The 26,500-nt window shown below is 64.8% G+C and carries 22 protein-coding genes and 1 tRNA gene; 12 read left to right on the top strand and 11 right to left on the bottom strand.

Annotated features, from left to right (window positions below; all coding sequences use genetic code 11):
- The 7 genes from topA to FNL56_RS17575 all read right to left on the bottom strand — a co-directional run bounded on the left by topA (position 1) and on the right by FNL56_RS17575 (position 8,715).
- Complete coding sequence (gene topA / locus FNL56_RS17610; protein WP_143574175.1) at positions 1-2,796, bottom strand: type I DNA topoisomerase; 2,796 nt, start codon at positions 2,794-2,796, stop codon at positions 1-3.
- A 451-nt stretch (positions 2,797-3,247) separates the two neighbouring features.
- Entirely contained in the window at positions 3,248-4,366 is a 1,119-nt protein-coding gene (dprA, locus tag FNL56_RS17600; protein ID WP_143574173.1) for a DNA-processing protein DprA, read from the bottom strand.
- 98 nt (positions 4,367-4,464) lie between these two features.
- Complete coding sequence (locus FNL56_RS17595; RefSeq protein ID WP_143574172.1) at positions 4,465-5,037, bottom strand: pyridoxamine 5'-phosphate oxidase family protein; 573 nt, start codon at positions 5,035-5,037, stop codon at positions 4,465-4,467.
- Between the two features lie 75 nt (positions 5,038-5,112).
- Positions 5,113-5,748: an SOUL family heme-binding protein gene (locus FNL56_RS17590; protein WP_143574171.1), complete on the bottom strand. Its 636-nt coding sequence runs from the start codon at positions 5,746-5,748 to the stop codon at positions 5,113-5,115.
- 110 nt (positions 5,749-5,858) lie between these two features.
- The gene (gene plsY, locus FNL56_RS17585) at positions 5,859-6,449 is read right to left on the bottom strand and encodes a glycerol-3-phosphate 1-O-acyltransferase PlsY (RefSeq protein ID WP_143574170.1); all 591 of its coding nucleotides are present in this window, start codon (positions 6,447-6,449) and stop codon (positions 5,859-5,861) included.
- Positions 6,450-6,455: 6 nt separating this feature from the next.
- Positions 6,456-7,757, bottom strand: coding sequence for a dihydroorotase (locus FNL56_RS17580; protein WP_143576221.1), 1,302 nt, complete (start codon positions 7,755-7,757; stop codon positions 6,456-6,458).
- Between the two features lie 4 nt (positions 7,758-7,761).
- On the bottom strand, positions 7,762-8,715 hold the full coding sequence (locus tag FNL56_RS17575; RefSeq protein WP_143574169.1) for an aspartate carbamoyltransferase catalytic subunit: 954 nt from the start codon (positions 8,713-8,715) through the stop codon (positions 7,762-7,764).
- Between the two features lie 164 nt (positions 8,716-8,879).
- Between FNL56_RS17575 and FNL56_RS17570 the strand changes: the two genes are divergently transcribed.
- Both FNL56_RS17570 and FNL56_RS17565 read left to right on the top strand, forming a co-directional pair.
- Complete coding sequence (locus FNL56_RS17570) at positions 8,880-10,520, top strand: acyl-CoA dehydrogenase family protein (RefSeq protein ID WP_143582202.1); 1,641 nt, start codon at positions 8,880-8,882, stop codon at positions 10,518-10,520.
- A complete protein-coding gene (locus tag FNL56_RS17565; protein WP_143582201.1) occupies positions 10,517-11,290 on the top strand; it encodes a CPBP family intramembrane glutamic endopeptidase in 774 nt (257 codons plus the stop codon). The genes FNL56_RS17570 and FNL56_RS17565 overlap by 4 nt, the downstream gene beginning before the upstream one ends.
- A 138-nt stretch (positions 11,291-11,428) precedes the next feature.
- Here the strand turns inward: FNL56_RS17565 and ruvX are convergent, their stop codons facing one another.
- Positions 11,429-11,920 (bottom strand): Holliday junction resolvase RuvX, encoded by a 492-nt coding sequence (gene ruvX / locus FNL56_RS17560; protein WP_143574166.1) that lies wholly within the window; start codon positions 11,918-11,920, stop codon positions 11,429-11,431.
- A gap of 43 nt (positions 11,921-11,963) precedes the next feature.
- Between ruvX and FNL56_RS17555 the strand changes: the two genes are divergently transcribed.
- From FNL56_RS17555 to FNL56_RS17515, 9 genes are all read left to right on the top strand, one after another.
- The gene (locus FNL56_RS17555; protein WP_143576220.1) at positions 11,964-12,191 is read left to right on the top strand and encodes a hypothetical protein; all 228 of its coding nucleotides are present in this window, start codon (positions 11,964-11,966) and stop codon (positions 12,189-12,191) included.
- Positions 12,192-12,276: 85 nt separating this feature from the next.
- Positions 12,277-13,353, top strand: coding sequence for an NAD(P)H-dependent flavin oxidoreductase (locus tag FNL56_RS17550; RefSeq protein ID WP_143576219.1), 1,077 nt, complete (start codon positions 12,277-12,279; stop codon positions 13,351-13,353).
- Positions 13,354-13,426: 73 nt separating this feature from the next.
- On the top strand, positions 13,427-13,714 hold the full coding sequence (gatC, locus tag FNL56_RS17545; protein ID WP_143574165.1) for an Asp-tRNA(Asn)/Glu-tRNA(Gln) amidotransferase subunit GatC: 288 nt from the start codon (positions 13,427-13,429) through the stop codon (positions 13,712-13,714).
- Between the two features lie 15 nt (positions 13,715-13,729).
- Entirely contained in the window at positions 13,730-13,948 is a 219-nt protein-coding gene (locus FNL56_RS17540; RefSeq protein WP_143574164.1) for a hypothetical protein, read from the top strand.
- On the top strand, positions 13,949-15,424 hold the full coding sequence (gatA, locus tag FNL56_RS17535) for an Asp-tRNA(Asn)/Glu-tRNA(Gln) amidotransferase subunit GatA (RefSeq protein WP_143574163.1): 1,476 nt from the start codon (positions 13,949-13,951) through the stop codon (positions 15,422-15,424).
- An 82-nt stretch (positions 15,425-15,506) separates the two neighbouring features.
- A complete protein-coding gene (locus FNL56_RS17530) occupies positions 15,507-16,604 on the top strand; it encodes a histidine kinase dimerization/phosphoacceptor domain -containing protein (protein ID WP_143574162.1) in 1,098 nt (365 codons plus the stop codon).
- Positions 16,605-16,797: 193 nt separating this feature from the next.
- Positions 16,798-18,186, top strand: a complete 1,389-nt coding sequence (locus tag FNL56_RS17525; protein ID WP_143574161.1) for a patatin-like phospholipase family protein — start codon at positions 16,798-16,800, stop codon at positions 18,184-18,186.
- Between the two features lie 60 nt (positions 18,187-18,246).
- Positions 18,247-19,731 carry an Asp-tRNA(Asn)/Glu-tRNA(Gln) amidotransferase subunit GatB gene (gene gatB, locus FNL56_RS17520; RefSeq protein WP_143582200.1) on the top strand — a complete coding sequence of 495 codons (1,485 nt, stop codon included), beginning with the start codon at positions 18,247-18,249 and terminating at the stop codon, positions 19,729-19,731.
- A gap of 1,382 nt (positions 19,732-21,113) precedes the next feature.
- Positions 21,114-21,383: a hypothetical protein gene (locus FNL56_RS17515; protein ID WP_143574159.1), complete on the top strand. Its 270-nt coding sequence runs from the start codon at positions 21,114-21,116 to the stop codon at positions 21,381-21,383.
- A gap of 5 nt (positions 21,384-21,388) precedes the next feature.
- Here the strand turns inward: FNL56_RS17515 and FNL56_RS17510 are convergent, their stop codons facing one another.
- Together FNL56_RS17510 and FNL56_RS17505 are read right to left on the bottom strand one after the other, a co-directional pair.
- Positions 21,389-21,652 (bottom strand): hypothetical protein, encoded by a 264-nt coding sequence (locus FNL56_RS17510; protein WP_143574158.1) that lies wholly within the window; start codon positions 21,650-21,652, stop codon positions 21,389-21,391.
- Positions 21,653-21,834: 182 nt separating this feature from the next.
- Positions 21,835-21,926: transfer RNA gene (locus FNL56_RS17505), tRNA-Ser, on the bottom strand.
- Positions 21,927-22,512: 586 nt separating this feature from the next.
- Here FNL56_RS17505 and FNL56_RS17500 point away from each other — a divergent pair.
- Positions 22,513-23,973, top strand: coding sequence for a porin (locus FNL56_RS17500; RefSeq protein ID WP_143582199.1), 1,461 nt, complete (start codon positions 22,513-22,515; stop codon positions 23,971-23,973).
- A gap of 149 nt (positions 23,974-24,122) precedes the next feature.
- Here the strand turns inward: FNL56_RS17500 and FNL56_RS17495 are convergent, their stop codons facing one another.
- A complete protein-coding gene (locus FNL56_RS17495; RefSeq protein WP_143576218.1) occupies positions 24,123-26,279 on the bottom strand; it encodes a lytic transglycosylase domain-containing protein in 2,157 nt (718 codons plus the stop codon).
- Between the last annotated feature and the right edge of the window lie 221 nt (positions 26,280-26,500).

Here is a 26,500-nt window from a genome sequence, read left to right as displayed (position 1 = left end):
TTATCCGTTCTTGCTGGCGCTTTTCTTCGCAGCAGGTTTTGCGACCTTCTTGGCCGGCGAGGTTTTCGCCGTCACCGGCGCGCGCGCCGGACTGGCGGCCGCGCTTTCGGCCTTCGGCTTGGCAGCCGCTTTCTTGGCAACGGCCTTCTTGGCCGTGGCCTTCTTCTTCGGTGCCGCCTTCTTGGCAGGCTTGGCATCCGCGTCGTCAGATTTTGCCGCGGCCTTCTTGGCCGGTGCTTTCTTGGCGACGGCCTTCTTGGCGGCGCGCTTCGGCTTCTTGCCGCCGCCCTTGGCGGCGCGCTCGTCGATCAGCGCGATGGCTTCTTCCAGCGTGATGGTCTCCTGCGTCTTGTCGCTGGGGATCGTCGCGTTGACGCCGCCGGCGGTGACATAGGCGCCGTAGCGCCCGCCCTTGACGGCCACGCCGCCGAGCGTCGGATGCTCGCCGAGCGGCTTGCCGGGATCGGCGCCGAACTTGCGACCGCTCGGACCCTTCAGGATCTTCTCGGCAATCAGCGTCACGGCGCGGTTGAGCCCGATGTCGAACACTTCGTCGCCGGCTTCCAGGCTGGCATAGGTTTTTTCATGGCGCACGAACGGCCCGAAGCGGCCGAGGCCTGCGGTGATCGGCTCGCCGGTCTCCGGGTGCTTGCCGACTTCACGCGGCAGTGACAGCAGTTTCAGCGCGAGATCGAGTTCGACATCGCTTGGCGACGTATCCTTCGGAATCCCGGCGCGCTTCGGCTTCTCGCCCTCGGCGTAGTCCTTGACGTCGCCGAGCTGGATATAGGGTCCGAACCGGCCGGCCTTCACGGCGACGTCGCGATCGGTCAGCGGGTCCTTGCCGAGAATACGGTCGGCCGTCGCGCCGGAATCCGCCGCGAGCGGGCGGGTGTAGCGGCACTCCGGGTAATTCGAGCAGCCGACGAAGGCGCCGAACTTGCCGGCCTTGAGATTCAATTTGCCGGTGCCGCAGGTCGGGCACTGGCGCGGATCGCCGCCGTCTTCGCGCGGCGCATAGATGTGCGGCCCGAGCATGTCGTCGAGCGCGTCCAGCACCTGGGTGACGCGCAGGTCCTTGATCTCGTTGACCGCGCCGATGAAGTCGGTCCAGAAGTCGCGCAGCACCTCTTGCCAGGAGATCTCGTTGTTGGAGATGCGGTCGAGGTTCTCTTCCAGCGCCGCCGTGAAGTCGTACTCCACGTAGCGCGCGAAGAAGTTCTCCAGGAAGGCGACGACGACGCGGCCCTTGTCCTCGCCGTAGAGGCGCTTCTTCTCGAGCCGGACGTAGCCGCGGTCCTTCAGTACCTGCAGGATCGACGCATAGGTCGAGGGCCGGCCGATCGAAAGCTCTTCCATCCGCTTCACCAGGGACGCTTCCGAGAAGCGCGGTGGCGGTTCGGTGAAGTGCTGGGTTACGGCGAGATTCTCTTTCTTCAGCGTCTCGCCTTCGCTCATGGCGGGCAGGCGGCGCGAATCCTCGTCGTCGGTGTCGTCGTCCTTACCTTCCTGGTAGACCGCGAGAAAGCCGTCGAACTTCACCACCTGGCCGGTGGCGCGCAATTCCAGCACGCGGGCGCCGGCCTTGGCGGAGATGTCCACCGTGGTGCGCTCCATCTCGGCGGATTCCATCTGGCTGGCGATGGTGCGGACCCAGATCAGCTCATAGAGCCGCGACTGGTCGTTATCGAGACGGCCGCGCAACGAGGCGGGGCGGCGCGACAGATCTGTCGGGCGGATCGCTTCATGCGCCTCCTGGGCGTTCTTGGCCTTGGTCGAGTATTGCCGCGCGACGTCGGGAACGTATTTCTTACCGTAGTCTTCGCCGATCACTTCGCGGGCCTGGATGATCGCCGAGCCGTCGATCTGCACGCCGTCGGTTCGCATATAGGTGATGAGACCGGTGGTCTCGCCGCCGATGTCGATGCCTTCATAGAGCCGCTGCGCGATCCGCATGGTGTGCGCCGGCGCGAAGCCGAGCTTGCGGCTGGCTTCCTGCTGCAGCGTCGAGGTCGTGAACGGCGCCTGCGGATTGCGGCGTGCGGGCTTGGCTTCGACGGTGGTCACTTCGAATTTGGCGGCGTCGATCGCCTTGCGGAAATCCTCGGCTTCCTCGCCGGTGCCGATGTCGAGCCGCTGGATCTTCTTGCCGTCGGCGCCGATCAGGCGCGCTTCAAAGCTCTCGCCGCGCGGCGTCGCCAGCGTGGTGACCAGCGACCAGTATTCGCGGGGCACGAACTTTTCGATTTCGAGTTCGCGGTCGCATACCAGCCGCAGCGCGACCGACTGCACGCGGCCGGCGGAGCGTGCGCCGGGCAGTTTCCGCCACAGCACCGGAGACAGCGTGAAGCCGACCAGATAGTCCAGCGCGCGGCGCGCCATGTAGGCGTCGACCAGCGCGCCATCGATCTGGCGCGGGTTCTTCATCGCTTCCGTCACCGCCTGCTTGGTGATGGCGTTGAACACGACGCGCTCGATCTTGTGGTCCTTGATCGCACGCTTCTCTTTCAGCACTTCGAGCACGTGCCAGGAGATTGCCTCGCCTTCGCGGTCCGGGTCGGTCGCGAGGATCAGTTTGTCGGCGCCCTTGAGCGCCTTGGCGATGTCATTAAGGCGGCCGGCAGCCTTGGGATCGACCTCCCAGATCATCTGGAAATTGGCATCCGGATCGACCGATCCGTTCTTGGCAGGAAGGTCGCGCACATGGCCGAACGACGCCAGCACCTCGTAGTCAGGCCCGAGATACTTGTTGATCGTCTTGGCTTTGGAGGGCGACTCGACAATGACGATATTCATGTCATTCCAATAGCTTAAGGGAGAAAGACGGGCCGGGATCGCGAGAGTCGCGGCGGCCGTTTCGCGGCGAACATGGGTGTGAAGGGGGTCTGTGTCAAATTTTGTGTTGGAACTCGGGCGCAGCAATGCAACCGAACCTATCTCAAAAGTTGTTATATGCATCCAATGGTTGCATTTTCGACAGGAGTTGGATTAGGCTTTTCATCGGCCGTTCGCGACCGCTCGGGAAGGACATGCAATGCCGTCACCATCCGGAAACGATGCTTCGCACCGCCGCGGGCCGTCCGGGGACGGTGGCCCGGAGGAGGCAGCGCTCTATATAAAGAGTACCATCGTGGATCTGTCGCAGATGGCGCGGCGACACGGCCACGACATGCTCGGCTATCTGCTCGACATGGCGGTGATGGAAGCCGACGAGGTCGCGCGGGATCGCTTCAAAGGGTAGCGAGGTTCAGATCATCGACACCAGCCCGCCGCCGTGGCGCTCCAGCCTGCCGGCCAGTTCAAGCTCCAGCAGCACGGTCCGCACGATCGCGGGCGAGGCGCTGCTGAGCCGGATCAGGTCGTCGATGCCGACCGGGCTTGGGCCGAGCAGGGCGACGATCCGCGCGCGGTCGCTATGGTCGGGCTCGTCGAACGACGCGATCTCTTCCGGCTCGCGGCCGGGCAGTTCGACCGGGCGATCCATGATCGGTGTGACCGCGTTGATGACATCCGCGGCCTCGGTGACCAGGGCGGCGCCCTGCTTGATCAGGTCATTGGTGCCGGCGGCGCGCGGGTCGAGCGGCGAGCCCGGCACGGCGAACACCTCGCGACCCTGTTCGGCAGCGATCCGGGCGGTGATCAGCGATCCCGACCGGTGCGCCGCCTCGATCACCACGACGCCGAGCGAGACCCCGGAGATTAGCCGGTTGCGGCGCGGAAAATCCCGCGCCCGCGGCACATGGCCCATCGGCATTTCCGAGATCGCGCCGCCCTTTTCGAGCAGCGCATAGAGCAGGTCCTCGTGCTCCGGCGGATAGATCCTGTCGTGGCCGCCGGCCAGCACCGCCAGCGTGCCGGAGCGGAGGCTGGCGCGGTGCGCCGCCTGGTCGATGCCGCGGGCGAGGCCGGAGGCAATGACGAAGCCGGCGTCGCCGAGATCATGCGCGAGCCTTTCGGCGAATTTCAGCCCGGCGCCGGAGGCGTTGCGCGAGCCGACGATGGCGATCATCGGCCGCATCGCGGCTTCAAGGCGACCGCGCACGCCGAGTAACGGCGGCGCGTCGTCTATCCCGGCCAACCGCGGCGGATAGCCGGCCTCGCCGGGCGCCAACAGCGAAACGCCGAATTTTCGCGAAGCGGCCAGCTCTCGCTTGGCATCGTCCTCGCCAAAAATCCGGCCGGGCCGGGCGGCACCGCCGCGCCGTGCCAGATCGGGCAGACGCTCAAGCGCCGCACGCGCGCTGCCGAAATGATTGACCAGCGACCGGAAGGTGCGCGGCCCGACATTGTCACTGCGGATCAACCGCAACCAGTCGATCCGCTGGGCGTCGGAGAGATGAATGGTGGTGGGTTGGTTGTTGTCCACGCGGCCCCCTGCGGGACAGCATCGCGCAACTTAAAAGTGCGCGCAACCATTTCGGCTCGCCATGGCGAGGGGTTTCACGGCTTCGACGGCAGGCTTCTTTACGGCTCGCCGGCCGAAGTCGTCTCGAAAAGTCCGGTCGGAAAACCGTCGAGACTGACCTGGTTCTTCTCCCGCCAATAGGCTTCGATCCCGTCGACGCCCTTGGCCCTGGCCCAGGCATCCATCTGGGTGCGTTCCTCCTGGTATTCGAACAGCGGCACGCCGTAGCCGCAGGAGGTCTGCACCAGATCGAAATCGAGGCGGACCATCTGGCGGGCACCAAGCGGCACATCACCCTTGAACTGTTCCTGCAAAAGGCTGCCGAATTCATCGCTGTCGCGGTGAATGACGCGCCCCTTGCCAAACAGCCGCATGATCAGCGGCGGGCCGGCGACGGCGCAGAACATGATCGTCAGGCGGTCGCTGATCCGTAGATGGGCGGCGGTTTCGTTGCCGCTGCCGCTGCGGTCGAGATACATCGCGGCATTGTCGCCCAGAACCCGGAACATGTCGGTGCTGCGAGGCGACATGTTGACATGTCCGGTCGGCGCCGCCGACGCGGTGAAGAACATGTGTTGGGCCGCAATGAAGCGATGGTGATGCGGTTCGAGAGTCGGAAAAAATTTGGCCATGACCGATCATAGGAACAGCTCCGCGAGCTGCCAAGATCGGCATTGCAAAGAGTTTGTGACAGGCTCGGCGTAGAATTACGGACCAGGCTTGCGGACCGCCACGGCGGCTTCGTTGCGACGCAGGAAGGGGAGTGTGAACGGCGCGTCGTAGTTCAGCGCATAGGTGTCCCCGACGGGCCGCCATTGCGAGGTTTTCAGGAGCTCAAGCAACTCCGCCTGCCGCTCGGCGAAATCGCGGCCCGAGCCGGAGAACCGCAAGGCGGCGATGGTTTCGGCCGGCACGGTTATGATCTGTACCCGCTGATCGGCCGGCGCCGGCGCGGTCTGCAGCGTGTAGATCGCCGGAAGAAAGAACTGCATCTGCACGGCGCCACTGGTTTCCGCGGCCTGTACCGGCGTCGTCATGGCAAGTCGGCTGGGCCGCACGTCGACCGGCGTGGTCATGGCAATCCGGTCTGCCGCTCCGCCGGCGCCTGCGTTTGCACCGGCAATATAGTTGAACAACAATTGAAACGCTTCGCTGCGCCCGGCATTGCCGGGCCTGGCGACCACCGCTTGCGCCGTCAGGCGCGGACCGTAGCTGCGGATTTCGACGCGGTCGCCGATCCGCTCGATCACCTCAAAGCGCGGCTCCTCGTACAGCCGGATGCCGAACACGCCGAGCGCGGACTCGATCGCCAAGGTCGCGTAATAGCTGAAGGCCTGCCACATACTGCAATCTCCACCGCGCGACATGCGCGATCGTGCCTCGGCGCTTGTTGATTCAAGGTGGGAGCGGGGTCGACGATGGTCAAGCGGCTTCGCCTGGTGCGGTCGCGCGGCTAGGTCTTCGCGCCGATCTTGCCTTCGGTGCCGGCCTGCAGCCGCTTGATGTTTTCGCGGTGCATGAACCAGAGCAGGGCGGTCAAAATCGTCGTCAGCACGGCGAGTTGAGGTGCCTTGGCCCACCACAGGAAGATCGGCGTGATGACGCTGGCGGTGAGGGCCGCGAAGGACGAGTAGCGCGAGGCGAAGGCGGAGGCGAGCCACGCCATGCAGAAGATCAGCGCGGCCGGCCAGAACAGGCCGAGCATGATGCCGATATAGACCGCCACGCCCTTGCCGCCCTTGAAGCCGAGCCAGACCGGGAAGAGGTGGCCGAGGAACGCGAACAGCCCGGCGACCATCGCCGCGTCCGGGCCGCCGACATTGCCGGCGATGATCACCGCTACGGTGCCCTTCAATGCATCGAGCAGCAGCGTCGCCGCGGCCAGCCCCTTGCGGCCGGTGCGCAGCACATTGGTGGCGCCGATATTGCCGGAGCCGATGGTGCGGATGTCCTGCGTGCCGGCAAGCTTGGTCAGCACGAGCCCGAACGGGATCGAGCCGAGGAAATAGCCAAGCGCTGCGGCAAAAACATAAACGACAATCATTGCGACCTACACATGTTCATACACCGTGCGTCCGCCGACAATCGTACGCGCGACGCGACCGGTAAAGCGGGCCTCGTCGAACGGCGTGTTCTTGCTGTGCGACTTCAGGTCGGCGGGATCCAGCACCCACGGCACGTCGGCGTCAATCACAATGACGTCGGCAACGGCGCCGGGGCGCAGCGTGCCGCCGGGCAGTCCGAGCAGTTCGGCCGGCCGCGTCGACATCGCCCGGATCAGCGTGGTGAAATCCAGTTCGCCGCTGTGGATCAGCCGCAGCCCGGCCGACAGCATGGTCTCGAGTCCGATCGCGCCGGGGGCTGCTTCGGCGAACGGCAGCCGCTTGGTCTCGACGTCCTGCGGATTGTGGTCGGACATGATGACGTCGATCAGGCCGGAGGCGACCGCGGCGACCAGCGCCTGGCGGTCGTCCTCGGTGCGCAGGGGCGGCGACAGTTTGAGGTAGGAGCGATACGGCCCGATATCGATCTCGTTCAGCGTGAGATGGTTGATCGAGGCCGAGGCGCTGACGCGCAGGCCAGCGTCGCGGGCGCGCTGCAGCACCTCGATGGATTCGATGCAGGTGAGGGACGCCGCATGATAGCGGCCACCGGTCAGCGCGACCAGCCGCATGTCCCTCTCCAGCATCATCGCTTCGGCCGCGTTGGGAATGCCGATCAGGCCGAGCCGCGAGGCACGCTCACCCTCGTTCATCACGCCTTCGCCGACCAGATCGGGATCCTCGGTGTGATGCACGATCAGCGCATCGAAGTCGCGCGCGTAAGTGAGTGCGCGGCGCATCAGCTGCGCATTGGTGATGCTCTTGTCGCCATCGGTGAAGGCGACGGCGCCGGCGGCCTTCAACAGGCCGATCTCGGTCATTTCTTTTCCGGCCATGCCCTTGGTCAGCGCGGCCATCGGATGGATGTTGACGATCGCGGTGTCGCGGGCGCGGCGCAGCACGAAGTCGACCGTCGCGGAATTATCGATCACCGGCGAGGTATCGGGCTGACAGATGATGGTGGTGATGCCGCCGGCGGCGGCGGCGCGGCTGGCGGAGGCGAAGGTCTCGCGGTGGCTGGCGCCGGGCTCGCCGACGAAGGCGCGCATGTCGACCAGGCCGGGCGCCACGATCATGCCGGCACAATTGACGATGTCGGTGCCCTCCGGCACGCCGGCTGCGCCGATGCCGCGGCGGGCATCGCGGATCACGCCATCGGCGATCAGCACGTCGCCGATACCGTCCATCTTGCGCGACGGATCGATCAGGCGGGCATTGGCGAGCAGGATAGGGCGGCGGTCGGTCAGCATGATGTCACGCATTCGGGAGGTTGCGCGCGAGCGCTTCAAGCACGGCCATGCGGACGGCGACGCCCATCTCGACCTGCTCGCGGATCAGCGACTGCGCGCCGTCGGCGACGATGGAGTCGATCTCGACGCCGCGGTTCATCGGGCCGGGATGCATCACCAGCGCATCCGGCTTGGCATAGGCCAGCTTCTTCTGGTCGAGGCCGTAATACTGGAAGTACTCGGCGGTGGAGGGCACGAACGAACCGTTCATGCGCTCGCGCTGCAGCCGCAGCATCATCACGATGTCGGCGCCTTCCAGCCCTTCGCGCATGTCGCGAAACACCTCGACGCCCATGCGCTCGATGCCCGGCGGCAGCAACGTAGAGGGCGCCACCACGCGGACGCGGGCACCCATCCGGTTCAGCAGCAGGATGTCGGAGCGGGCGACGCGCGAATGCAGCACGTCGCCGCAGATCGCGACGATCAAGCCCTCGATGCGGCCCTTGTTGCGGCGGATTGTCAGCCCGTCCAGCAGCGCCTGGGTCGGATGCTCATGCGCGCCGTCGCCGGCATTGATGACGGAGCCATCGACCTTGCGCGCCAGCAGTTCGACCGCGCCGGAGGCGTGGTGGCGCATCACCAGGATGTCGGGATGCATGGCGTTCAGCGTCATCGCGGTGTCGATCAGCGTCTCGCCCTTCTTGATGGAGGACGATGACACCGACATGTTCATGACGTCGGCGCCGAGCCGCTTGCCGGCCAGCTCGAACGACGACTGCGTGCGGGTCGAATTCTCGAAGAACAGATTGACCTGGGTTCGACCGCGCAACGAGGTGCGCTTCTTGTCGACCTGGCGGTTCAGCTCGACATATTCCTCGGACAGATCGAGGAGGCCGGTGATGTCCGCGGCGGAAAGGCCCTCGATGCCCAGCAAATGCCGGTGAGCGAGGACGAAACTGGATTTCGGTGCAAGGGTCATTAAAACGAAAGCTATAGGCAGAGTCCAAAACCGGGGCAAGCGCCAAACGGCCGGTTCCGAATTATCCCCCGGTCTGTCAGCGGTCCTGACGCTTCGGATGATCGCGTGAATTCGTGGCGAATCTTGCGTAAAAGCGAGCATATCGCTGCAGCCGGGAATGTTTCATGAACCACGCCACCACCCCTGAGACGCTGAACCAGTCGCCGCCCTATGAGGATGTCGATCTGTTCGCCTCCGACCGGCCGCTGGTCGAGGCGGTGGCCTTCAACGAGGCGTCGTCGGCCTATGTCGATCATTCGAACTTCGGCCAGTTGTTCGGCTCTGCCGCGATGGCGGAAACCGCCCGGCTGGCCAACGAAAACACGCCGAAGCTGAATACCCATGATGCCCGCGGCAACCGCCGCGACGAGGTCGAGTTTCATCCGGCCTATCACGAGCTGATGGCGCACTCGGTCGCGGCCGGGCTGCACAACTCGACCTGGGGAAAGACGGGCGCGCCCGCCGGCAAGGCCTCGGAAGTGTCGCGAGCAGCCAAATTGTTCATGGCTGCGCAAGTCGAGACCGGGCATCTCTGCCCGCTGACCATGACGCGCGCGTCCGTCGCGGCACTGGCGTCGCAGCCCGACCTGCTGGCGCAGGTGATGCCGGTGCTCTCCAGCCGCAGCTACGATCCGTCGTTTGCGCCGTGGTCGGGCAAGACCGGCATGACGCTCGGCATGGGCATGACGGAGAAGCAGGGCGGTACCGACGTCCGCAGCAACATCACATCCGCCACGCGCGACGGCGACGCCTATCTGATCCGCGGCCACAAATGGTTCATGTCGGCGCCGATGTGCGACGCCTTCCTGGTGCTGGCGCAGGCCGAGGAGGGGCTGTCGTGCTTCTTCATGCCGCGCTTCCGGCCGGATGGCTCGGTCAACGCGCTGCAGTTCCAGCGGCTGAAGGACAAGCTCGGCAATCGCTCCAATGCGTCCTCCGAAGTCGAGTTCAACGACGCCTATGCGCTCCGCGTCGGCGACGAGGGCCGGGGCATCCGCACCATCATCCAGATGGTGCAGCTGACACGGCAGGATTGCGCGGTCGCCTCCGCCGGGCTGATGCGCTCCGGCCTGGTGCATGCGCTGCATCATGCGCGTCACCGCAGCGTGTTTCAGAAGCATCTGGCCGACCAGCCGCTGATGCAGAGCGTACTCGCCGACATGGCGCTGCAGGTCGAGGCCTCGACCGCTCTGGTGATGCGGTTGTGCCGCTCTTTCGACCTCGCGCCCGAACTTCCAGCGGAAGCGGCGTACATGCGGCTGATGACGCCGGCGATCAAATACTGGGTCTGCAAGAGCGCACCGGGCTTCCTCTATGAAGCGATGGAGTGCATGGGCGGCAACGGCTATGTCGAGGAAGGCATTCTGGCACGACACTATCGGGAAGCTCCGGTCAACGCGATCTGGGAGGGCTCCGGCAATGTGATGTGCCTCGACGTGCTGCGCGCGCTGTCGCATGACGGCGAGGCGGCCACCGCCGTGCTGCAGGAACTGGTCGACGAGACGCGGGGCATGCCGGGCGCCGGAGAATCCGCGGCGTTCGTGATCGGCTGCCTGCTGCGGCCGGACAGCGAGCGCGTGGCGCGGCAGGCGGTGGAAACACTGGCGGTGCTCGCCGCCGCGGCGGCGCTGAACATCGTCAATCCCACCCATGCCGAATTGTTCGCGAAGACCCGGCTCGGCGGTTCGCGCCACGCGATGCTTGGCACCGCCGAGCTCTCCGAGGCGCAGAGCCGGACGTTGCTCGACCGCGCTTTGCCGCAATGAGTTCGCAGGATATTCCGGCGGAGCTTGCGCCACCCGACCTGTCGAAGCCGCCGCGGATCTGGAAGTTCTGGGGCACCAGCCTGTGGGGCCTGTTTGCTTTCGCCGCGCTGTTTCTCGGCCAGGTCACGGTGGTGCTGTATCTCGTCCTGATGAAGGACGCGCCGTTCGACCTCACGCTGCTGACGCGCACGCTGTCGAGCGGCACGGCGATCGCGCTTTCGGTGATCATGGGACTGCCGGCGGTATGCGCCGCGCTGTGGCTGGCGACACGGCTGGCGCGGATGCGGTTCGCGGCCTATCTCGCGCTTGATGGCACCTCGTGGAAGAATTTTGCTGTCGGCGCGCTCGGCCTGATCCTGCTGGTCGGATTGTGGGAGCTGATCTCGCGCGCAATGGGCCGCGATTCCTCGCCGGGCTTCATGATGGACGTGCTGAAATCGGCCCGCGCCGATGGCGCGCTGTGGCTCCTGGTGCTCGCCTTCTGCGTGGCCGCGCCGATGACGGAAGAGTTCTTCGTCCGCGGTTTTCTCTATCGCGGCTGGTCGGAATCGTTCTTGCGGCCGTGGGGCGCCATCGCGCTGTCGTCGCTGGTGTGGACCGCGATGCACCTGCAGTACGACTGGTTCTTCTTCTGCGAAATTTTCACCATCGGCCTGTGGCTCGGCAGGCTGCGCTATCGCTACAACTCGACGTGGCTGACGGTTTTCGTGCACGGCCTGAATAATCTTGCGGCGACGGTGCAGACGTTGTGGATCGCGACGTATTCGTGAGATGAGGGGACCACCTTCCCATCCCCGTCATTGCGAGGACCCCTTGCGACGAAGCAATCCGGTTCGTTCGGCGCGTGCGGTTTTCTGGATTGCCGCGTCGCTTCGCTCCTCGCAATGACGGGGAGGGGCCGGTGTGGCTCAGCGAATGTCCGGCGAGCGCGCCAGCGTAGCGAGACGATCCAGCGCGCCCTGCAGGATGAAGATTGCGGCGTGCTCGTCGATAACCTTGGCGCGCTTGGCGCGGCTGACGTCGTTGGCGATCAACTCGCGCTCCACCGCCGAGGTTGACAGCCGCTCGTCCCAGAAGGCGATCGGCAGCTCGGTCAGTCTCGAAAAATTGCGCGCGAAGGCGCGGGTCGATTGCGCGCGCGGACCTTCCGAGCCGTCCATGTTGATCGGCAGGCCGAGCACGAAGCCCGCGATATTGCGCTCATCGGCAAGCTTGACCAGCCGGGCTGCGTCGGCCGTGAACGCCTTGCGCTCGACGGTCTCGACGCCGGTGGCCAGCCGGCGGTCGGGGTCCGACACCGCGACGCCGATGGTCTTGGTGCCGAGATCTAGGCCGATCAGCGCCCCGCGCGCCGGCAAGTGCGCGGCGGCGTCGATCAATGGTAGGATGAGTGCAGGCATGCGCCCGCATAGCATGCGGCCGCGCAAAAAGGAAAATCCCGGCATGGACGCCCTGACGCTATTCGGATTGTTTGCCGTCACGGCCATGCTGGTCTGCTACGCGCTGGAGGCGCGCAGCCCGTGGTACGTGCTGGCCTTTGCCGGAGCGTGCGGCCTCGGCTCGCTGTATGGATTTTTGCAGGGCGCCTGGCCGTTCGGGCTGGTGGAAGCGATCTGGGCCGGCGTTGCGCTGCGCAAATGGCTGCTGATCAGGCCACGGCAAATCGCATAGCCCGGCTCTTGCGATTGTGGTACGCAGCAACCGGCCGGGCAATGATGCCCGCGCCGATCCCCGACATCATTGAATGAGCGCACCTATGTGGCCGAACCGCAGGTTGATCGAGCTGTTGAAGATCGAGTTTCCCATCGTGCAGGCGCCGATGATCGGCCCGGTCGATACCGACATGGTGATCGCGGTGGCTGAGGGCGGCGGGTTGGGGTCGCTGCCTTGTGCGGCCGTTTCGGTCGAAAAGGCCCGCGAGCAAATCGGCATCATCCGGCAGCGCGTGTCGGCACCGCTCAACATGAACTTCTTCTGCCACACCGGCGTCGAGCCAGACGCTGCCCGCGAAGCCGGCTGGCGGCAGCGGCTGTCGGCCTACTTCAGCGAACTCGGCCTGCCGCAGGATGCGCCGAGCAACGTCGCCAACCGCGCGCCGTTCGGCGAGGAGATGTGCGCGCTCGTCGAGGAGCTGAGGCCCGAAGTGGTCAGCTTCCATTTCGGCCTGCCGGCGCCGGCCTTGCTCGCGCGCGTCAAGGCGGCGGGCTGTCTTGTGATGTCGTCGGCGACCATCGTGCGCGAGGCCGTCTGGCTCGAGCAGAACGGCGCGGACGTCATCATCGCGCAGGGAGCGGAAGCGGGCGGCCATCGCGGCATGTTCCTGACGCAGGACATCACCACGCAGCCCGGCCTCTTCGCGCTGCTGCCGCAGGTGGTGGACGCAGTGAAGGTGCCCGTGATCGCCGCCGGCGGGATCGCCGACGGCCGCGGCATCGCGGCGGCGTTCGCGCTGGGCGCCGCCGGCGTGCAGCTTGGCACCGCTTTTTTGCGCACGCCGGAGTCCAAGGTCAGCGGACCGGCCCGTGCGGCGCTGGCCGAATCGGCCGATGACGGCACCGTGATTACCAACGTCATGACCGGGCGGCCGGCGCGCGGCGTCATCAACCGGGTGATGCGCGAGGTCGGGCCGATCTCGCCGGACGCGCCGGCGTTTCCGCACGCCGCGGTGGCGCTGGGGCCGCTGAAAACCGCCGCCGAGAAGCTGGGCCGCACCGATTTCACCAATCTGTGGGCCGGGCAGGCGGTGCACATGGGTACCGAATGGCCCGCAGCCGAACTGACCCGGGCGCTGGCGGCCTCGGCGCTGGCGCGGATGGAGCAGCTCGCCGGCTGATCCGCGCCCGCGGTTGCGGCGCGAAACCTCCGTCTGCTATACGGCGGGCTGAAATCCGCCCGAGGCTCCCCATATGTCCGTCGATGCCGCCACCGTTCGCCGTATCGCGCAGCTTGCGCGGATCGCGGTCACTGACGCCGAGGTTCCCCATCTGCAGGGCGAGCTCAACGCCATGCTGGCCTTCGTCGAGCAGCTGCAGGAAGTGAATGTCGACGGCGTCGAGCCGATGACATCGGTGATGCCGATGGAGATGAAGAAGCGCCTGGACGTGGTCAATGACGGCGAGATCGTCGACAAGGTGACGGCGAACGCGCCGGACGAGCAGGACCATTTCTTCCTCGTCCCCAAAGTCGTCGAATAACAGCGGGACCATCGCATGTGCATGCTTTGCGACGATGAAAAGTCCTACCAGCTCTACATGGACTATCTCGATGCCCTCGAGAAGCAGGGCAAGATTGTCGATGTCGACCAGGCGATGGACGCCGTGCTCGACCAGCTCGAGGCCGCCGACAAGGCGAACGAAAAACTCCGCCGCGACGCGCCGGAAAACGACAAGACGCTCTCTCCGTTCTTCTGCAGCCCGGTCAATAAATAGATGACTAATCTTACGTCGCTGACGCTCGCGGAGGCCCGTGACGGCCTCGCGAAAAAATCCTTCACGTCGATTGAGCTGACCGACGCGCATATCGTGGCGGTCGAGAACGCGCGCGTGCTGAACGCCTATGTGCTGGAGACGCCGGTGCATGCCCGCGCGATGGCCGCGGCGGCCGACGCCAGCATCGCCAAGGGCGAGGCGGGGCCGCTGGCCGGCATTCCGCTGGGCATCAAGGACCTGTTTGCGACCAAGGATGTCCGCACCACCGCGTGTTCGAAAATCCTCGGCAATTTCATTCCGCCCTATGAATCCACCGTCACCTCGCAGCTCTGGCGCGACGGCGCGGTGATGCTCGGCAAGCTCAACAATGACGAGTTCGCGATGGGCTCGGCCAACGAGACCTCGGCCTTCGGCCCGGTGGTCAATCCGTGGCGCCGCGAAGGCTCCGACGTCCAACTGGTTCCCGGCGGCTCGTCGGGCGGTTCGGCCTCCGCCGTGGCGGCCGGCCTGTGCCTTGGCGCGACCGCGACCGACACTGGCGGCTCGATCCGTCAGCCTGCGGCCTTCACCGGCACGGTGGGGATCAAGCCGACCTATGGCCGTTGCTCGCGCTGGGGCGTCGTGGCATTTGCGTCGTCGCTCGATCAGGCCGGGCCGATCACGCGCACGGTGCGCGACGCCGCGATCCTGCTGCGCTCGATGGCCGGCCACGATCCCAAGGATTCCACCTCGGTGGATCGCGCGGTGCCGGATTATGAAGCTGCGGTCGGCCGCTCGGTTAAGGGCATGAAGATCGGGATCCCCCGCGAGTACCGGCTCGACGGGATGCCGGCGGAAATCGAGAAGCTCTGGAAGGATGGCGCCGCGCAGCTCAAGGCTGCCGGTGCGGAACTGGTCGATGTGTCGCTGCCGCACACCAAATACGCGCTGCCGGCCTATTACATCGTGGCGCCCGCCGAGGCCTCGTCGAACCTGGCGCGCTATGACGGCGTTCGCTATGGCCTGCGGGTGCCCGGCCGCACGCTCGGCGACATGTATGAAAATACCCGCGCCGAAGGCTTTGGCGCCGAAGTCCGCCGCCGCATCATGATCGGCACCTATGTTCTCTCGGCCGGCTATTACGACGCCTATTATCTGCGCGCGCAAAAGGTCCGCACGCTGATCAAGAAGGATTTCGAAGAGTGCTTCGCGTCAGGTATTCACGCGATCCTGACTCCGGCGACGCCGTCCGCGGCGTTCGGGATCGGCGAGAAGGGCGGCGCCGATCCGATCGAAATGTATCTCAACGACATTTTCACGGTGACGGTGAACATGGCCGGGCTGCCCGGCATCGCGGTTCCCGCCGGTCGCGACGCGCAGGGTCTGCCGCTAGGGCTGCAACTGATCGGCCGGCCGTTCGACGAAGAGACGCTGTTCTCGCTCGGCGAAACCATCGAGCAGGCCGCCGGTCGCTTCACGCCGCCGAAATGGTGGTGAAGGTTCGGACCAAGTGTTGCTGCTTTGACATTGCGTTTCGATCGGCGTTTGGTCATGGGTTATCCATGAGAGTGGACATCGTATGAGCGCCGACGACGGACAGCCGTCCTCCCAGCAGGTCGATCAGATTCTGGGGTCGTCAAAGATTGCGCTGGCGATCGAGAGCGATCGCTACAAGCATCTGCTTGACCATGTGCCGGTGGCGATCGCGATTTCCCGCGGGGCCGGCAATCAGCAGCACATTGTCTATGCCAACAAGGCGTTCGAACTCCAGATGTCGATGATGGCTGGCGATGTCGAGGGCCAGGGCTGGACCTGTCTCGATGGTTTCGTGAACGAAGACGATTCGACCAAGACGCTCGGCGAGGCGATCCGCGACGGCGAGGATTTTATCGGCGTGTTCCGGCCGTCCGGGCCGGTGGATCGCCTGGTCATCGTGCAGGCCTATGCCTCGGTGATCGAGAGCGAGAACGGCGTGGAAAACTTCCGCATTGCCGCTCTGGTCGATGTCGGCGGTCGCGAGCGTGCGCAGATCGAGCAGTTCGAGAACCAGATCCGCGACCGCGACATGCTGATGCGCGAGTTGCAGCACCGCGTGAAGAACAATCTGCAACTGATTACCGCGCTGGTGCGCCTCGAGGCGCGCTCGGCGGCGGAGGGTGAGGCGGTGGCGCTGGCGCGGCTCGCCAGCCGGATCGACGCGCTGACCGTGCTGTACCGGGCGCTGTCGGCTGAAGACGCCACTGCGGATATCGATCTCGGCCAGTACCTTGCCGACGTCGCGCGCGCAGTGATGGCGGCCAATGCGCCTGAGGGGATCGAGATCGACCTGCAGGTCGGCTTTTGTCCGATGTCGATCAACATCGCCATGCCCGCCGGTCTCCTGGTCAACGAGATGCTGACCAACGCCCTGAAATATGCATTCGTCGGCCGCGCCGGCGGGCAGATCAAACTGATCTGCAAGCTCGAGGGCGGTCACGTCACCGTCGTGGTGTCGGATGACGGCGTCGGTCTCGGCGAGGACCAGGAATGGCCGTCGCCGCGCAAGCTCGGCGCGCTGATCCTGCAGACGCTGAAAGAAAATGCGCCGAACGTGAAGTTCAACGTCGCGAGCATGCGCGGGCAAGGCACCTGGTTCACGCTGGTATTCGATGCCGCGCCGGGCACGCAGCCGAACTAATCGTGATCAGGTGCGTTAGCCTTCCAATAACCATGATCCGGACGCATATGCGGTTTCCACGCCATTTGCATCAAATGGCAATTGTTTTCCCTGAGATCTGTTGAGAGCTTTCCGAACGTCCGGGCGTCGCTGGCCTGGCCGATCCGGTTAGTCTGCGGACATTGTCGGCTGAAGGCGCGAGAGCGAAAAATTGATGAGCAGGTTGGGGTCTCTCGGGGTCGTCGTTGCGACCGCCGCTTTGCTGCTCGGCTGTGCTTCGGTGCACAACATTCCGATCAACGTGCCGCTCGGCGTCGAGGGCGTCGCGGAGAACATAAGACCGACGGTCGAGGACGCCGCAGCTGCGGACGACCTGCTGATCGGTCTGGCGTTCTCCGGCGGCGGTACCCGCGCGGCGGCGTTTTCGTTCGGCGTGTTGCAGGAGATGGAGAGCACGCCGATGCCGCGCGCATCGGACAAGATGCTCGACCGCATCGATTTCGTTTCCGGCGTCTCCGGCGGTTCGGTGACCGCCGCCTATTTCGGCCTGAAGAAGCGCGACGCGCTGGCCGATTTCCGCGAAAAATTCCTGCTGCAGAATGCGGAAGAGGGCCTGCAGACCGAACTGTCGCTCGACACCATCGGCCGCGCCTTCGGCGGTGGCATCAACGACTCCAAGGCGTTCACTAAATGGCTCGACGCCCATCTGTTCAAGAACGCGACCTTCGGTGAATTCCGCAGCGCCGGCTCGCCGCGGGTGTGGATCAACGCTTCCGACATCTACAACCACGTGCCGTTCGTGTTCGACACCACGGCGTTCTCCTCGATTTGCAGCGATCTCACCAAGTATCCGCTGTCGAGCGCGGTCGCGGCTTCTGCCGCCGTGCCGATCGCCTTTGCGCCGGCGGTGGTGAAAGCCTTCCCCGGCACCTGCGCCGACCCGCTGCCGCCGTGGATCGAGAAGGCCGCAGCCAACCGCAACTCGTCGCCGATGCTGTCCTCCTATGCCAAGGCCGTGTTGCGCTACCGTGACGGGGCGGTGCCCTACATCAAGCTGATGGACGGCGGGCTGGTCGACAATTACGGCATCTCCGGCTTCACCATCATCCGGGAATCCTCCGACAATCCCTATGCGCCGCTGACCGCCGCGCAGGCGGTCAAGGTGCGCCGCGCCATGTTCCTGGTGATCGACGCCAAGGCCGGTATTTCCGGCAACTGGGTCAACACCGTGGAGGGCCCGACCGGCGTCGACATGCTGAAGGCCGCGGTGGACACCACGATGGATGCCAGCGTCGGCGCCAGCTATTCGGCGTTCGACCGCACCATGAAGGACTGGCAGGCGGCGATGATCAAATGGCGCTGCGGCCTGTCCGGCGCGGAGCGAGCGCGGCTGGGGGCAAGGCCCGGCTGGAATTGCAAGGACCTCAACTTCTTCATCGGTCGCCTCGGCTTCGACCAGCTCGACACCACGCGCGCCGCCGCCCTCGAAGCGGTGCCGACCCGCTTCCAGTTGCCGCCGCAGCAGGTCGACGACGTCATCGCCGCCGGCCGCGAGACGCTGCGCATCAGCCCGATCTTCCAGGCGTTCGCCCGCGGGCTGTGAGGCCAAGTATAATGCCGCAGGGGGTTTTCCCGGAACTGCTGCCGGAGTAAAAGCGCGCTCATGAACGCACCTGTCAAACCGTCGAAACTCATCAAGGGCGCCACCGGCGACTGGGAAATCGTGATCGGGCTGGAAGTCCACGCCCAGGTCACTTCCAACGCCAAGCTGTTCTCCGGGGCCTCCACCGAATTCGGCGGCGCGCCGAACAGTCATGTCTCGCTGGTCGATGCGGCGATGCCGGGCATGCTGCCGGTCATCAACGAGGCCTGCGTGGCACAGGCGGTGCGCACCGGGCTCGGGCTGAAGGCGCAGATCAACCGGCGCTCGACCTTTGACCGCAAGAATTACTTCTATCCCGACCTGCCGCAGGGCTACCAGATCAGCCAGTACAAATCGCCGATCGTCGGCGAGGGCGAGGTCGTGGTCGAATTGGCCGATGGCGACAGCATCACGGTGGGCATCGAGCGGCTGCATCTGGAGCAGGACGCCGGCAAGCTGCTGCACGATCAGAGCCCGACGATGACCTATGTCGACCTCAACCGCTCCGGCGTGGCCTTGATGGAGATCGTATCCAAGCCCGACATGCGCTCGGCCGAGCAGGCCCAGGCCTATGTGGCCAAGCTGCGCACCATCCTACGCTATCTCGGCACCTGCGATGGCGACATGGAGAAGGGCAGCCTGCGCGCCGACGTCAACGTTTCCGTCCGCAAGCCGGGCGCCGCATACGGCACCCGCTGCGAGATCAAAAACGTCAATTCGATCCGCTTCATCGGCCAGGCCGTCGACGTCGAGGCACGGCGCCAGATCGGCGTGCTGGAAGATGACGGCACGATCGACCAGGAGACGCGGCTCTACGACCCCAACAAGGGCGAGACCCGCTCGATGCGCTCCAAGGAAGAGGCACACGACTACCGCTATTTCCCGGATCCCGATTTGCTGCCGCTGGAGTTCAGCGAGGACTATGTCGCGGCCTTGAAGGCCGATCTGCCGGAATTGCCGGACGAGAAGAAGGCGCGCTTCATCTCCGCGTTCGGCCTGTCGCCCTACGACGCGGCGGTGCTGGTATCGGAGCGCGAGAGCGCCGACTTCTTCGAAGCGGTGCTGGGTGGCCTCGGTGACAAGGCCCGCGACGGCAAGCTCGCGGCCAACTGGGTGATCAACGAACTGTTCGGCCGTCTCAACAAGGAAGGCCAGGACATCGCGTCGTCGCCCGTGAAGGCGAACCAGATCGCCGCGATCGTCGATCTGATCGGCCAGGGAGTGATCTCCGGCAAGATCGCCAAGGACCTGTTCGAGATCGTCTGGACGGAAGGCGGCGACCCGCGCGCGCTGGTCGAGGCGCGTGGCATGAAGCAGGTCACCGACATGGGGGCGATCGAGAAGGTCGTCGACGAGATCATGGCCGCCAATCCGGACAAGGTGGCGCAGGCCCAGGCCAAGCCGGCCCTGATGGGCTGGTTCGTCGGGCAGGTGATGAAGTCTTCCGGCGGGAAGGCCAATCCGCAGGCGGTCAACGACCTCCTGAAGTCCAAGCTCGGCATCTAGACCGGCCGCAACGACGACGCCGGCGCCATGTGCGCGGCGTCGTTTTGCGTTTTGCGCCGTGCGCCGTCGTAACGACGGCGCGGCCGATTACCACCATCAATCCGGCAGTACCTGCCGAATCAGCCCTCGGCGATTCGGGAAAAAGTGCGGTTGTGTCGGGATGCGTTAAGGGGCTAACGCGATTTTCTCGAAAATTAATTCGTTGCCAAAAATCGCGACTCAGAGTCCGCAACGTGTGTCGGCTTCGACATGGAGAGACTCGCGATCGACAGTCGTTTGTATAGTTTTCTGATATCAAGAATTAAAAATATCTGTGTGGCACAGTCATTTCCTGCAATCTTGACAAACGCCGACGTCGGGTTTTCGGGTGTTTCCGGCGATCGCGAAAGCGCGATAATGCGAGTTATGACTGAGCGCGTGGGGCTTCTGCGACTTTGCGTCATCAACACTTCCTTAAGCGGGACGCTGTTTTTTTGAATTTGTTGGTGTATTCGGAATGTAGTGCATTTCGATTCCCGGATGCACGCAGCGATCAAGTCATCTCACACCAGTCGGAGACGATCATGGCCAAGAAAGCTAAGGCGAAGAAGGCAGTGAAGAAGGCGACGAAGCCCGCCGTGAAGAAGACCGCGAAGAAGACCAAGAAGGTCGCGAAGAAGAAGTAACTTCTGCTTCCCAAAGACTGCCGGCGCTGCCGGCGACGTCACACCGGCCTCGTTGAAGTCTGCTTCTCGAAGCGGATTACGAAGTGCAGGCCAGTTGACGAAGGAGGGTGTCGGCGAGACATCAGGTCAACGGCTGGACCGTACTTCAGGGCAGGGCGTGCCTTCCCGATCGGTCCCGCAAGAACGCAGTATTCGTATTGGTGTTCTGTTCGGTGTGGACCCTTGGTCCGCGGTTTCATCGGCGATCGTCCCATGAGGCCTGATCCTGACGTGTTGCCGACGCCCTCGTCTTTCCGCCGGCGCGGTTGATCCCCCGGCCTGTCTGAATTTCCCGCCGCGCCCCGCTATCCCCGAATGATATGGCCAGTGCTGCACGGGTCCTTGTCCGGCGATACTTCCCCCGACATCAATTCGCCAGCCGTGTAGGCACGTCCAGCGTCTCCCTGGATCGATGGTTACGGCATCGCCAAGCAGCAAGGTGAACCGAATCCGCAGCATCGTCCGAAAGCCCTGGTTTTACAGGCTTTCCCGGCGATGACGCCGTCGCGCCCGCGACCGCCTTCAGCTTTCGTTCATCGCGATGCTTAAACTGCTCTTCAAATTTTCCGGGTCATAGTGGTCTCAACAAGCCGGCAAACGGCGGTTGGGATTGCGTCGAAAAACGGACAGGGGCCGCGCTCGGATCAGGGCGGCAAGAGCAAGAAACAAGGAAGAACGATGTTTCAGGGCCAGATCGATTTCGCTGCCGCCACGCCGGTCGAAACCTCAGCCATTCAGGACGTGCTGTTCGAGCGCGGGCTTTACTGGGCCAGCGGACGTTCCGGCTTCGTCGATCTGATCGCGGCGCACAAATGGTTCAACCTCGCCGCCCTCAAGGGCCGCGCGGATGCCATCGAGATGCGCCGGGAAGTCGCTTTGACGATGTCCGACGTTGAGATCGCAACGGCGCAGCGCGATGCACGCGCCTGGATGGCCGGCAATAACTGATCTGGTTACTTGGACGGCGTGACCGACGACACGTCGTCCTTGTCGAACACCGACTTGCATCCGTCGCTCAGGCTGTCTCTCTGCCTGCACATGCAGGCCGTCACCAGTTCGACATTCGGAATTTCAGAGCTGCACAGCCGGAATGCATCACCGGTGCAGAGCCGACGCTTTTCGGCGTAAACGCTTTCGGCGGAAGCGGGCACGGCTATCAACGCGGCGACAAGGGCGAGCCAGCCTATCGTTCGGACGTGCGAGGGATGCATCTGCATGGGGCGCTCCGTCGGTGCACTGCCGCAACCTTGCGACATATGACTAACCCGGTGCGCGCCTGCTTGGTTCCCGAAGCCGGCTTTGCGCCGGTCGCGCGGCATCATGCCTTCGACAAAAACCAGCCGGCGGCCTTCAACGGGATTGAGCGCCGAGCAGTATTGCGAATGTTGCACAGAAAGTGTGGCGGAGCCGGAGGGATTCGAACCCTCGATACCCGGTAAAAGGTATGCCGCTTTAGCAAAGCGGTGCCTTCAGCCACTCGGCCACAGCTCCAACCCGCTCGATATGCCCGACGCGAGAGCGCGCCGCAAGCGCCAGTTCGCAACTGTCGACATTCTGTCGGTGATATCCGGCAATCGCGCGCTTAGCCGCCGCGGCTCACCCCCGTCCTGTGCAACCGGGCCACCTGCGGAATCCGCCGCGAATCGCTCGCCATCACCGTGGAAATAGTCGCCTTATTTGAAGGGCGGGTGCTTCTCGCAATTGCACGCATGGCGGGCTGTCCGCCGCGGGCTCACGGAACATTTAAATACCAGCGCATAAACAACGGCTTATGGGCGTGGCCCGATCACTGCTTAGTGTGATTTGAGCAACACCGCCAAGCAAACGGCCGAAACCCGGCCGCATTGCGGCAGTCTGTCGTTGCGAAGCGGGGGCAGTTAGGAGATGTTCACGGTGCGACGTAGGGGGGCATCCCGAGGTCGTCCCGTAAGGGCGGTTCGTTCTGAGTTGGGTTCGCCGAGCGGCGGGCATGTTCAGAGGCTTGAAGCGCCTTGCGGGTTGTCAGGGACAAAGGGGCTAGTCTTCAGGGTGAAACACCCGGTGGCGGAACCTTCCCTCAAGCAACTTGGAGGTTTACATGAAGACGATTAAAGCCCTGATTTTGGGCTCGGCTGCGAGCTTGCTCGCAATGGGCGGCGCTCAGGCCGCCGATCTTCCCGTGAAGGTCAAGGCAGTTGAATACGTCAAGGTCTGCTCGCTCTATGGCGCAGGCTTCTACTACATCCCCGGCACGGACACCTGCTTGAAGATCGGCGGCTTCATCCGCATCGATACCAGCTTCAACTCGTCGGGCACCTACGCGGTTCCGTTTTTCCAGGGCGCTGGTCTCACCAACCTGCGTAACAAGGACTACTTCCAGGGCCGCGCGCGCGCCAACCTGAACATGGACACCCGCACCGCGACCGAATACGGCGTCGTCCGCACCTTCGTGAACACCCAGTTCCAGTGGTCGGATGCTTCCGACGGCATCGCCGGCGGCAACAACGAAGTCGACTTCGCCTTCATCCAGTTCGCCGGTTTCACCATCGGTAAGGCCGTGTCGCAGTTCGAGACCCAGTGGGTTCTCTCGCGCCCGACGCAGTCGTCGGGCGTCACCGGTGGTTCGGACACCACGACCGGTATCCCGCAGCTCGCCTACACCGCTTCGTTCGGCAACGGCTTCTCGGCCACGATCTCGGCTGAAACCCCGCGTCCCTACCGCGTCGCCGGCATCTATGACGGCAACGACGCGATCGGCGTCCCCGGCATCACCGCCTACGCCAACTCCAACGCCGGCCAGCAGATTCCCGACTTCGTCGGCAATTTGCGTCTCGACCAGGCCTGGGGTTCGCTGCACTTCGCTGGCGCCGTGCACCAGGTTTCGGCTTCCTATAACGGCCTTGCTGGTACCGCGACCGGCGAGAACACCGGTCATCCCGATGACAAGTTCGGCTACGCTCTGATCGCCGGTATCGAGATCAAGAACCTGCCGACCGGCGTTGGCGACAGCATCAAGGTTGACGTCACCTACGCGAACGGTGCAAGCCGTTATGTGTTCGGTGGTACGTCCAACACCAGCGGCACCGGCTACGGCATCTTCAACGGCAACGGTGCGGCCTTCGGCCAGTACATGGATGCCGTGTTCGCCAGCCCGGGTGGCGCTGTCCCCGCCGCCGACCTGCAGCTGTCGACAGACTTCGGCGCTCGTATCTTCTTCGAGCACTACTGGAACCCGGCATGGCGCACCTCGCTGTACGGCGTTTACGCCCGCCACGAGAACACCTCTACGGGTAACGCCATCCTGCTGCAGCGTTACAATGCGACCTTCGCTGGTGGCATCACCGGCGATGCAAACTTCTCGATCTATCAGGTTGGTTCGCGCACCTCCTGGACCCCCGTCAAGAACCTGACGTTCTCGGCTGAAGTCCAGTACGCCTGGATGGATACCGGTCTGTCGGGCACCATTACCCCGACCGGCTTCACCAACCGCACGAACCCTGTGGTTCTCGGCAGCCAGGGCACCCTGGTTGGCTCGGTTCAGGCCCTCCGCTCCTTCTAATCTGATCGTCTAACGACGGTTGAGTTGGATACGAAAACCCCCGGCAGGAAACTGCCGGGGGTTTTTGCTTGTGGAGATGAGGAGTGGGGCGGATTAGGCGCAGCCGTAATCCGCCACCGGAATGATGGGCGGCGGATCGATCATGAGAGCTATTCGGTGCTGCCGCGCTGCAGGTCGGCTTCGATCTGCAGCTTCGAGCCGCCGCCGAAGCGGGCGCGGTAGACCTGCAGGTTCTCCATGATCCGCTGCACGTAGTTGCGGGTCTCGGAGAACGGGATCGATTCGACCCAGTCGACCGCATCGACCTTGGGATCGCGCGGGTCGCCGTAGCGCTCGACCCATTTGCGCACGCTGCCGCGGCCTGCATTGTAGCCGGCAAACGTCATGATGTAGGAGCCGCGATAGTCCTCGAGCAGGCCGCCGAGCTCCGCGGCGCCGAGCGTCGCGTTGTAGACCGAGTCGGTCTTCAGCCGGTTGAGGTCGTAGGTCCCGCCGTGCCGCTTGGTGACGTATTGCGCCGCCCCCGGCGTCACCTGCATCAGCCCGTAGGCATTTGCGGGCGATACCACCGCGGGATTGAACGCGCTTTCCTGCCGCGCGATCGAATACACCACCGCGCGTTCGACCTCCGGGCCGATTGGCTTGAACGGCGGGATGCCGGTCATCGGATAGGCGTAGAAATCGAACGGCAGGCCGCGGTTCAGCGCCGCCTTGCCGAGCAGTAGCATGCCGCGGGCGTCGGAATTGCGCGAGGCAATTTCGCCCAAGCCCACCAGCGCATCGGGATCGCCGTTCTCGCCCATGTCGCCGAAGATCGGAATCGCGATCTCGCGCTCGTCCAGCGCATAGAGCAGGGCCACCGCGCGGACGATTTCGAGCCGCTCGACGCCGCGGCCGCGCGCGCCCGGCGCGCCGTTGATCTCGAGCTGCGGCAGGCCCAGCTTGGCGCGGGCGAGCTGGCCGTAATAGCTGGTCGATTGCTCGGCGGCCGATGCGTAAGCCTGTCGCGCCTCGGCGCTGCGGCCCATCGCTTCGGCGGCGCGGCCCTGCCAGTAGCCGGCGCGCGCCAGCGCGGTCGGGTTGACGGAGCCGACCCCGATGCGCGCGAAATGCTGCGCGGCCGTCGCGGGATCTTTCAGGAAACGCAACGCGATCCAGCCGGCGGTGAATTCCTGTTCGGTCTTGTAGATGTCGCGGGCGGGCAGGGCGGCGTCGCGGGCGATGATATAGGCCGAGCGGTGCTCGCCGACATCGAGCATTTTTCGCGCCAGCAGCCGGCGCTCGATCCACCATTCGTCGAGATTGTGCAGTCGCGCCGGATCTCGCGGCGCCGCGATCATCAGACGCGCCGCCTCGCCAAAATTCTCGTCGCGGCGTAGCTGCTGGATTTTGGCGAATATGTAGCCGGGATCGCTGTGCAAGTCGCCGGGCACCGCCGCGAGCAGGGCCTTGGCGTTCGGCTGCTTCTTGGTGATCGCGATCCGCGCGCGCGCAAGCGCCATCTGGCCGCCGCCGAGCCGCTGCGCGGCGCGCAAGGCGGCATCGGTGTCGCTGCCATAGAGCAGCATATCCATCCGTGCCTTGTGGTCGCCGCCCGACAGCAGGGCCCCGAACAGATCGAGCACCATCGCTTCGGTGTCGCCGGAAATCGAATCATTGCGCCAGGCGTCGCGCACCAGACGCTCGGCCTGCGCGCGGTCGCCGCGCGCGATCATGGCCCGCGCCAGCGAGAACTTGCCTTTGGCCGACAGCGGTTTCTCGTCCTGGAAATAGGCCAGCACGGCGTCGTCGTTGCGGCGATCGTCCCACAGGGCTGCCTCGGCGCGGCGGCGCAGGAAGGTCTGCGACGGCCAGCTCGGATTGGCGGCCAGGAAGGCACGGTAGCGCTCTACCGAGGCACCGTTGTTGTCGCTGCGCAGGATCAGCCACTCGGCGAGTTTTCGCGCGACGGGATCGCCGATGCCCTGCGCCACCTGCGAGGCATCGACCGGCTTGCGGTTGCGGATCAGCTCGATGACGTTCTCGACCGCTTCGGCGTCGGCCTGGGGCGTGGACGACGTCGCGGCCATCGCAGCGGGCGCAATCGCGCGCTTCGTCGGCGCCGGCAATGCGGCATGCTGGCGCGTCGCGGGCTGGATCGCGGGGGCACGGCTGGCCTGATCGGCGGCGACCGGCTTTGCCGGCGTGGAGGAGGGGATGGCGGCGGTGGTCGCCGGAACCACATTGCGCGAGATCGGCCGCGGTTTCGGCAGCGGCACGCCCGATGCAGCCTCGACCGTCAGCGCCGCAACGCTCGCGCCCAGCATCAGGGTGGCGCCGAGCGCCTTCCATCGGGTGGTGGTGGGGGCCAGTCGCTTCACGGCATTCCCTCGTGGCGAATCACGGCAGTTGCCGATCACCACCGCTGTATTTGATTGAATTTATGGACAAACCGTCAAGATTTGCCTGCTTCGGCCTGTCTGCCCGATCACAGCGGCAAAATCGCGGCTGAAACGCCCGCGGGCGGTCTTTCGTCTGCCTCGCAGAC

The organism is Tardiphaga sp. vice304 (genome assembly GCF_007018905.1).
Taxonomy (GTDB): domain Bacteria; phylum Pseudomonadota; class Alphaproteobacteria; order Rhizobiales; family Xanthobacteraceae; genus Tardiphaga.
Note: the sequence above shows the minus strand (reverse complement) of the source record. Positions and strands in the feature narration are given on the sequence as shown.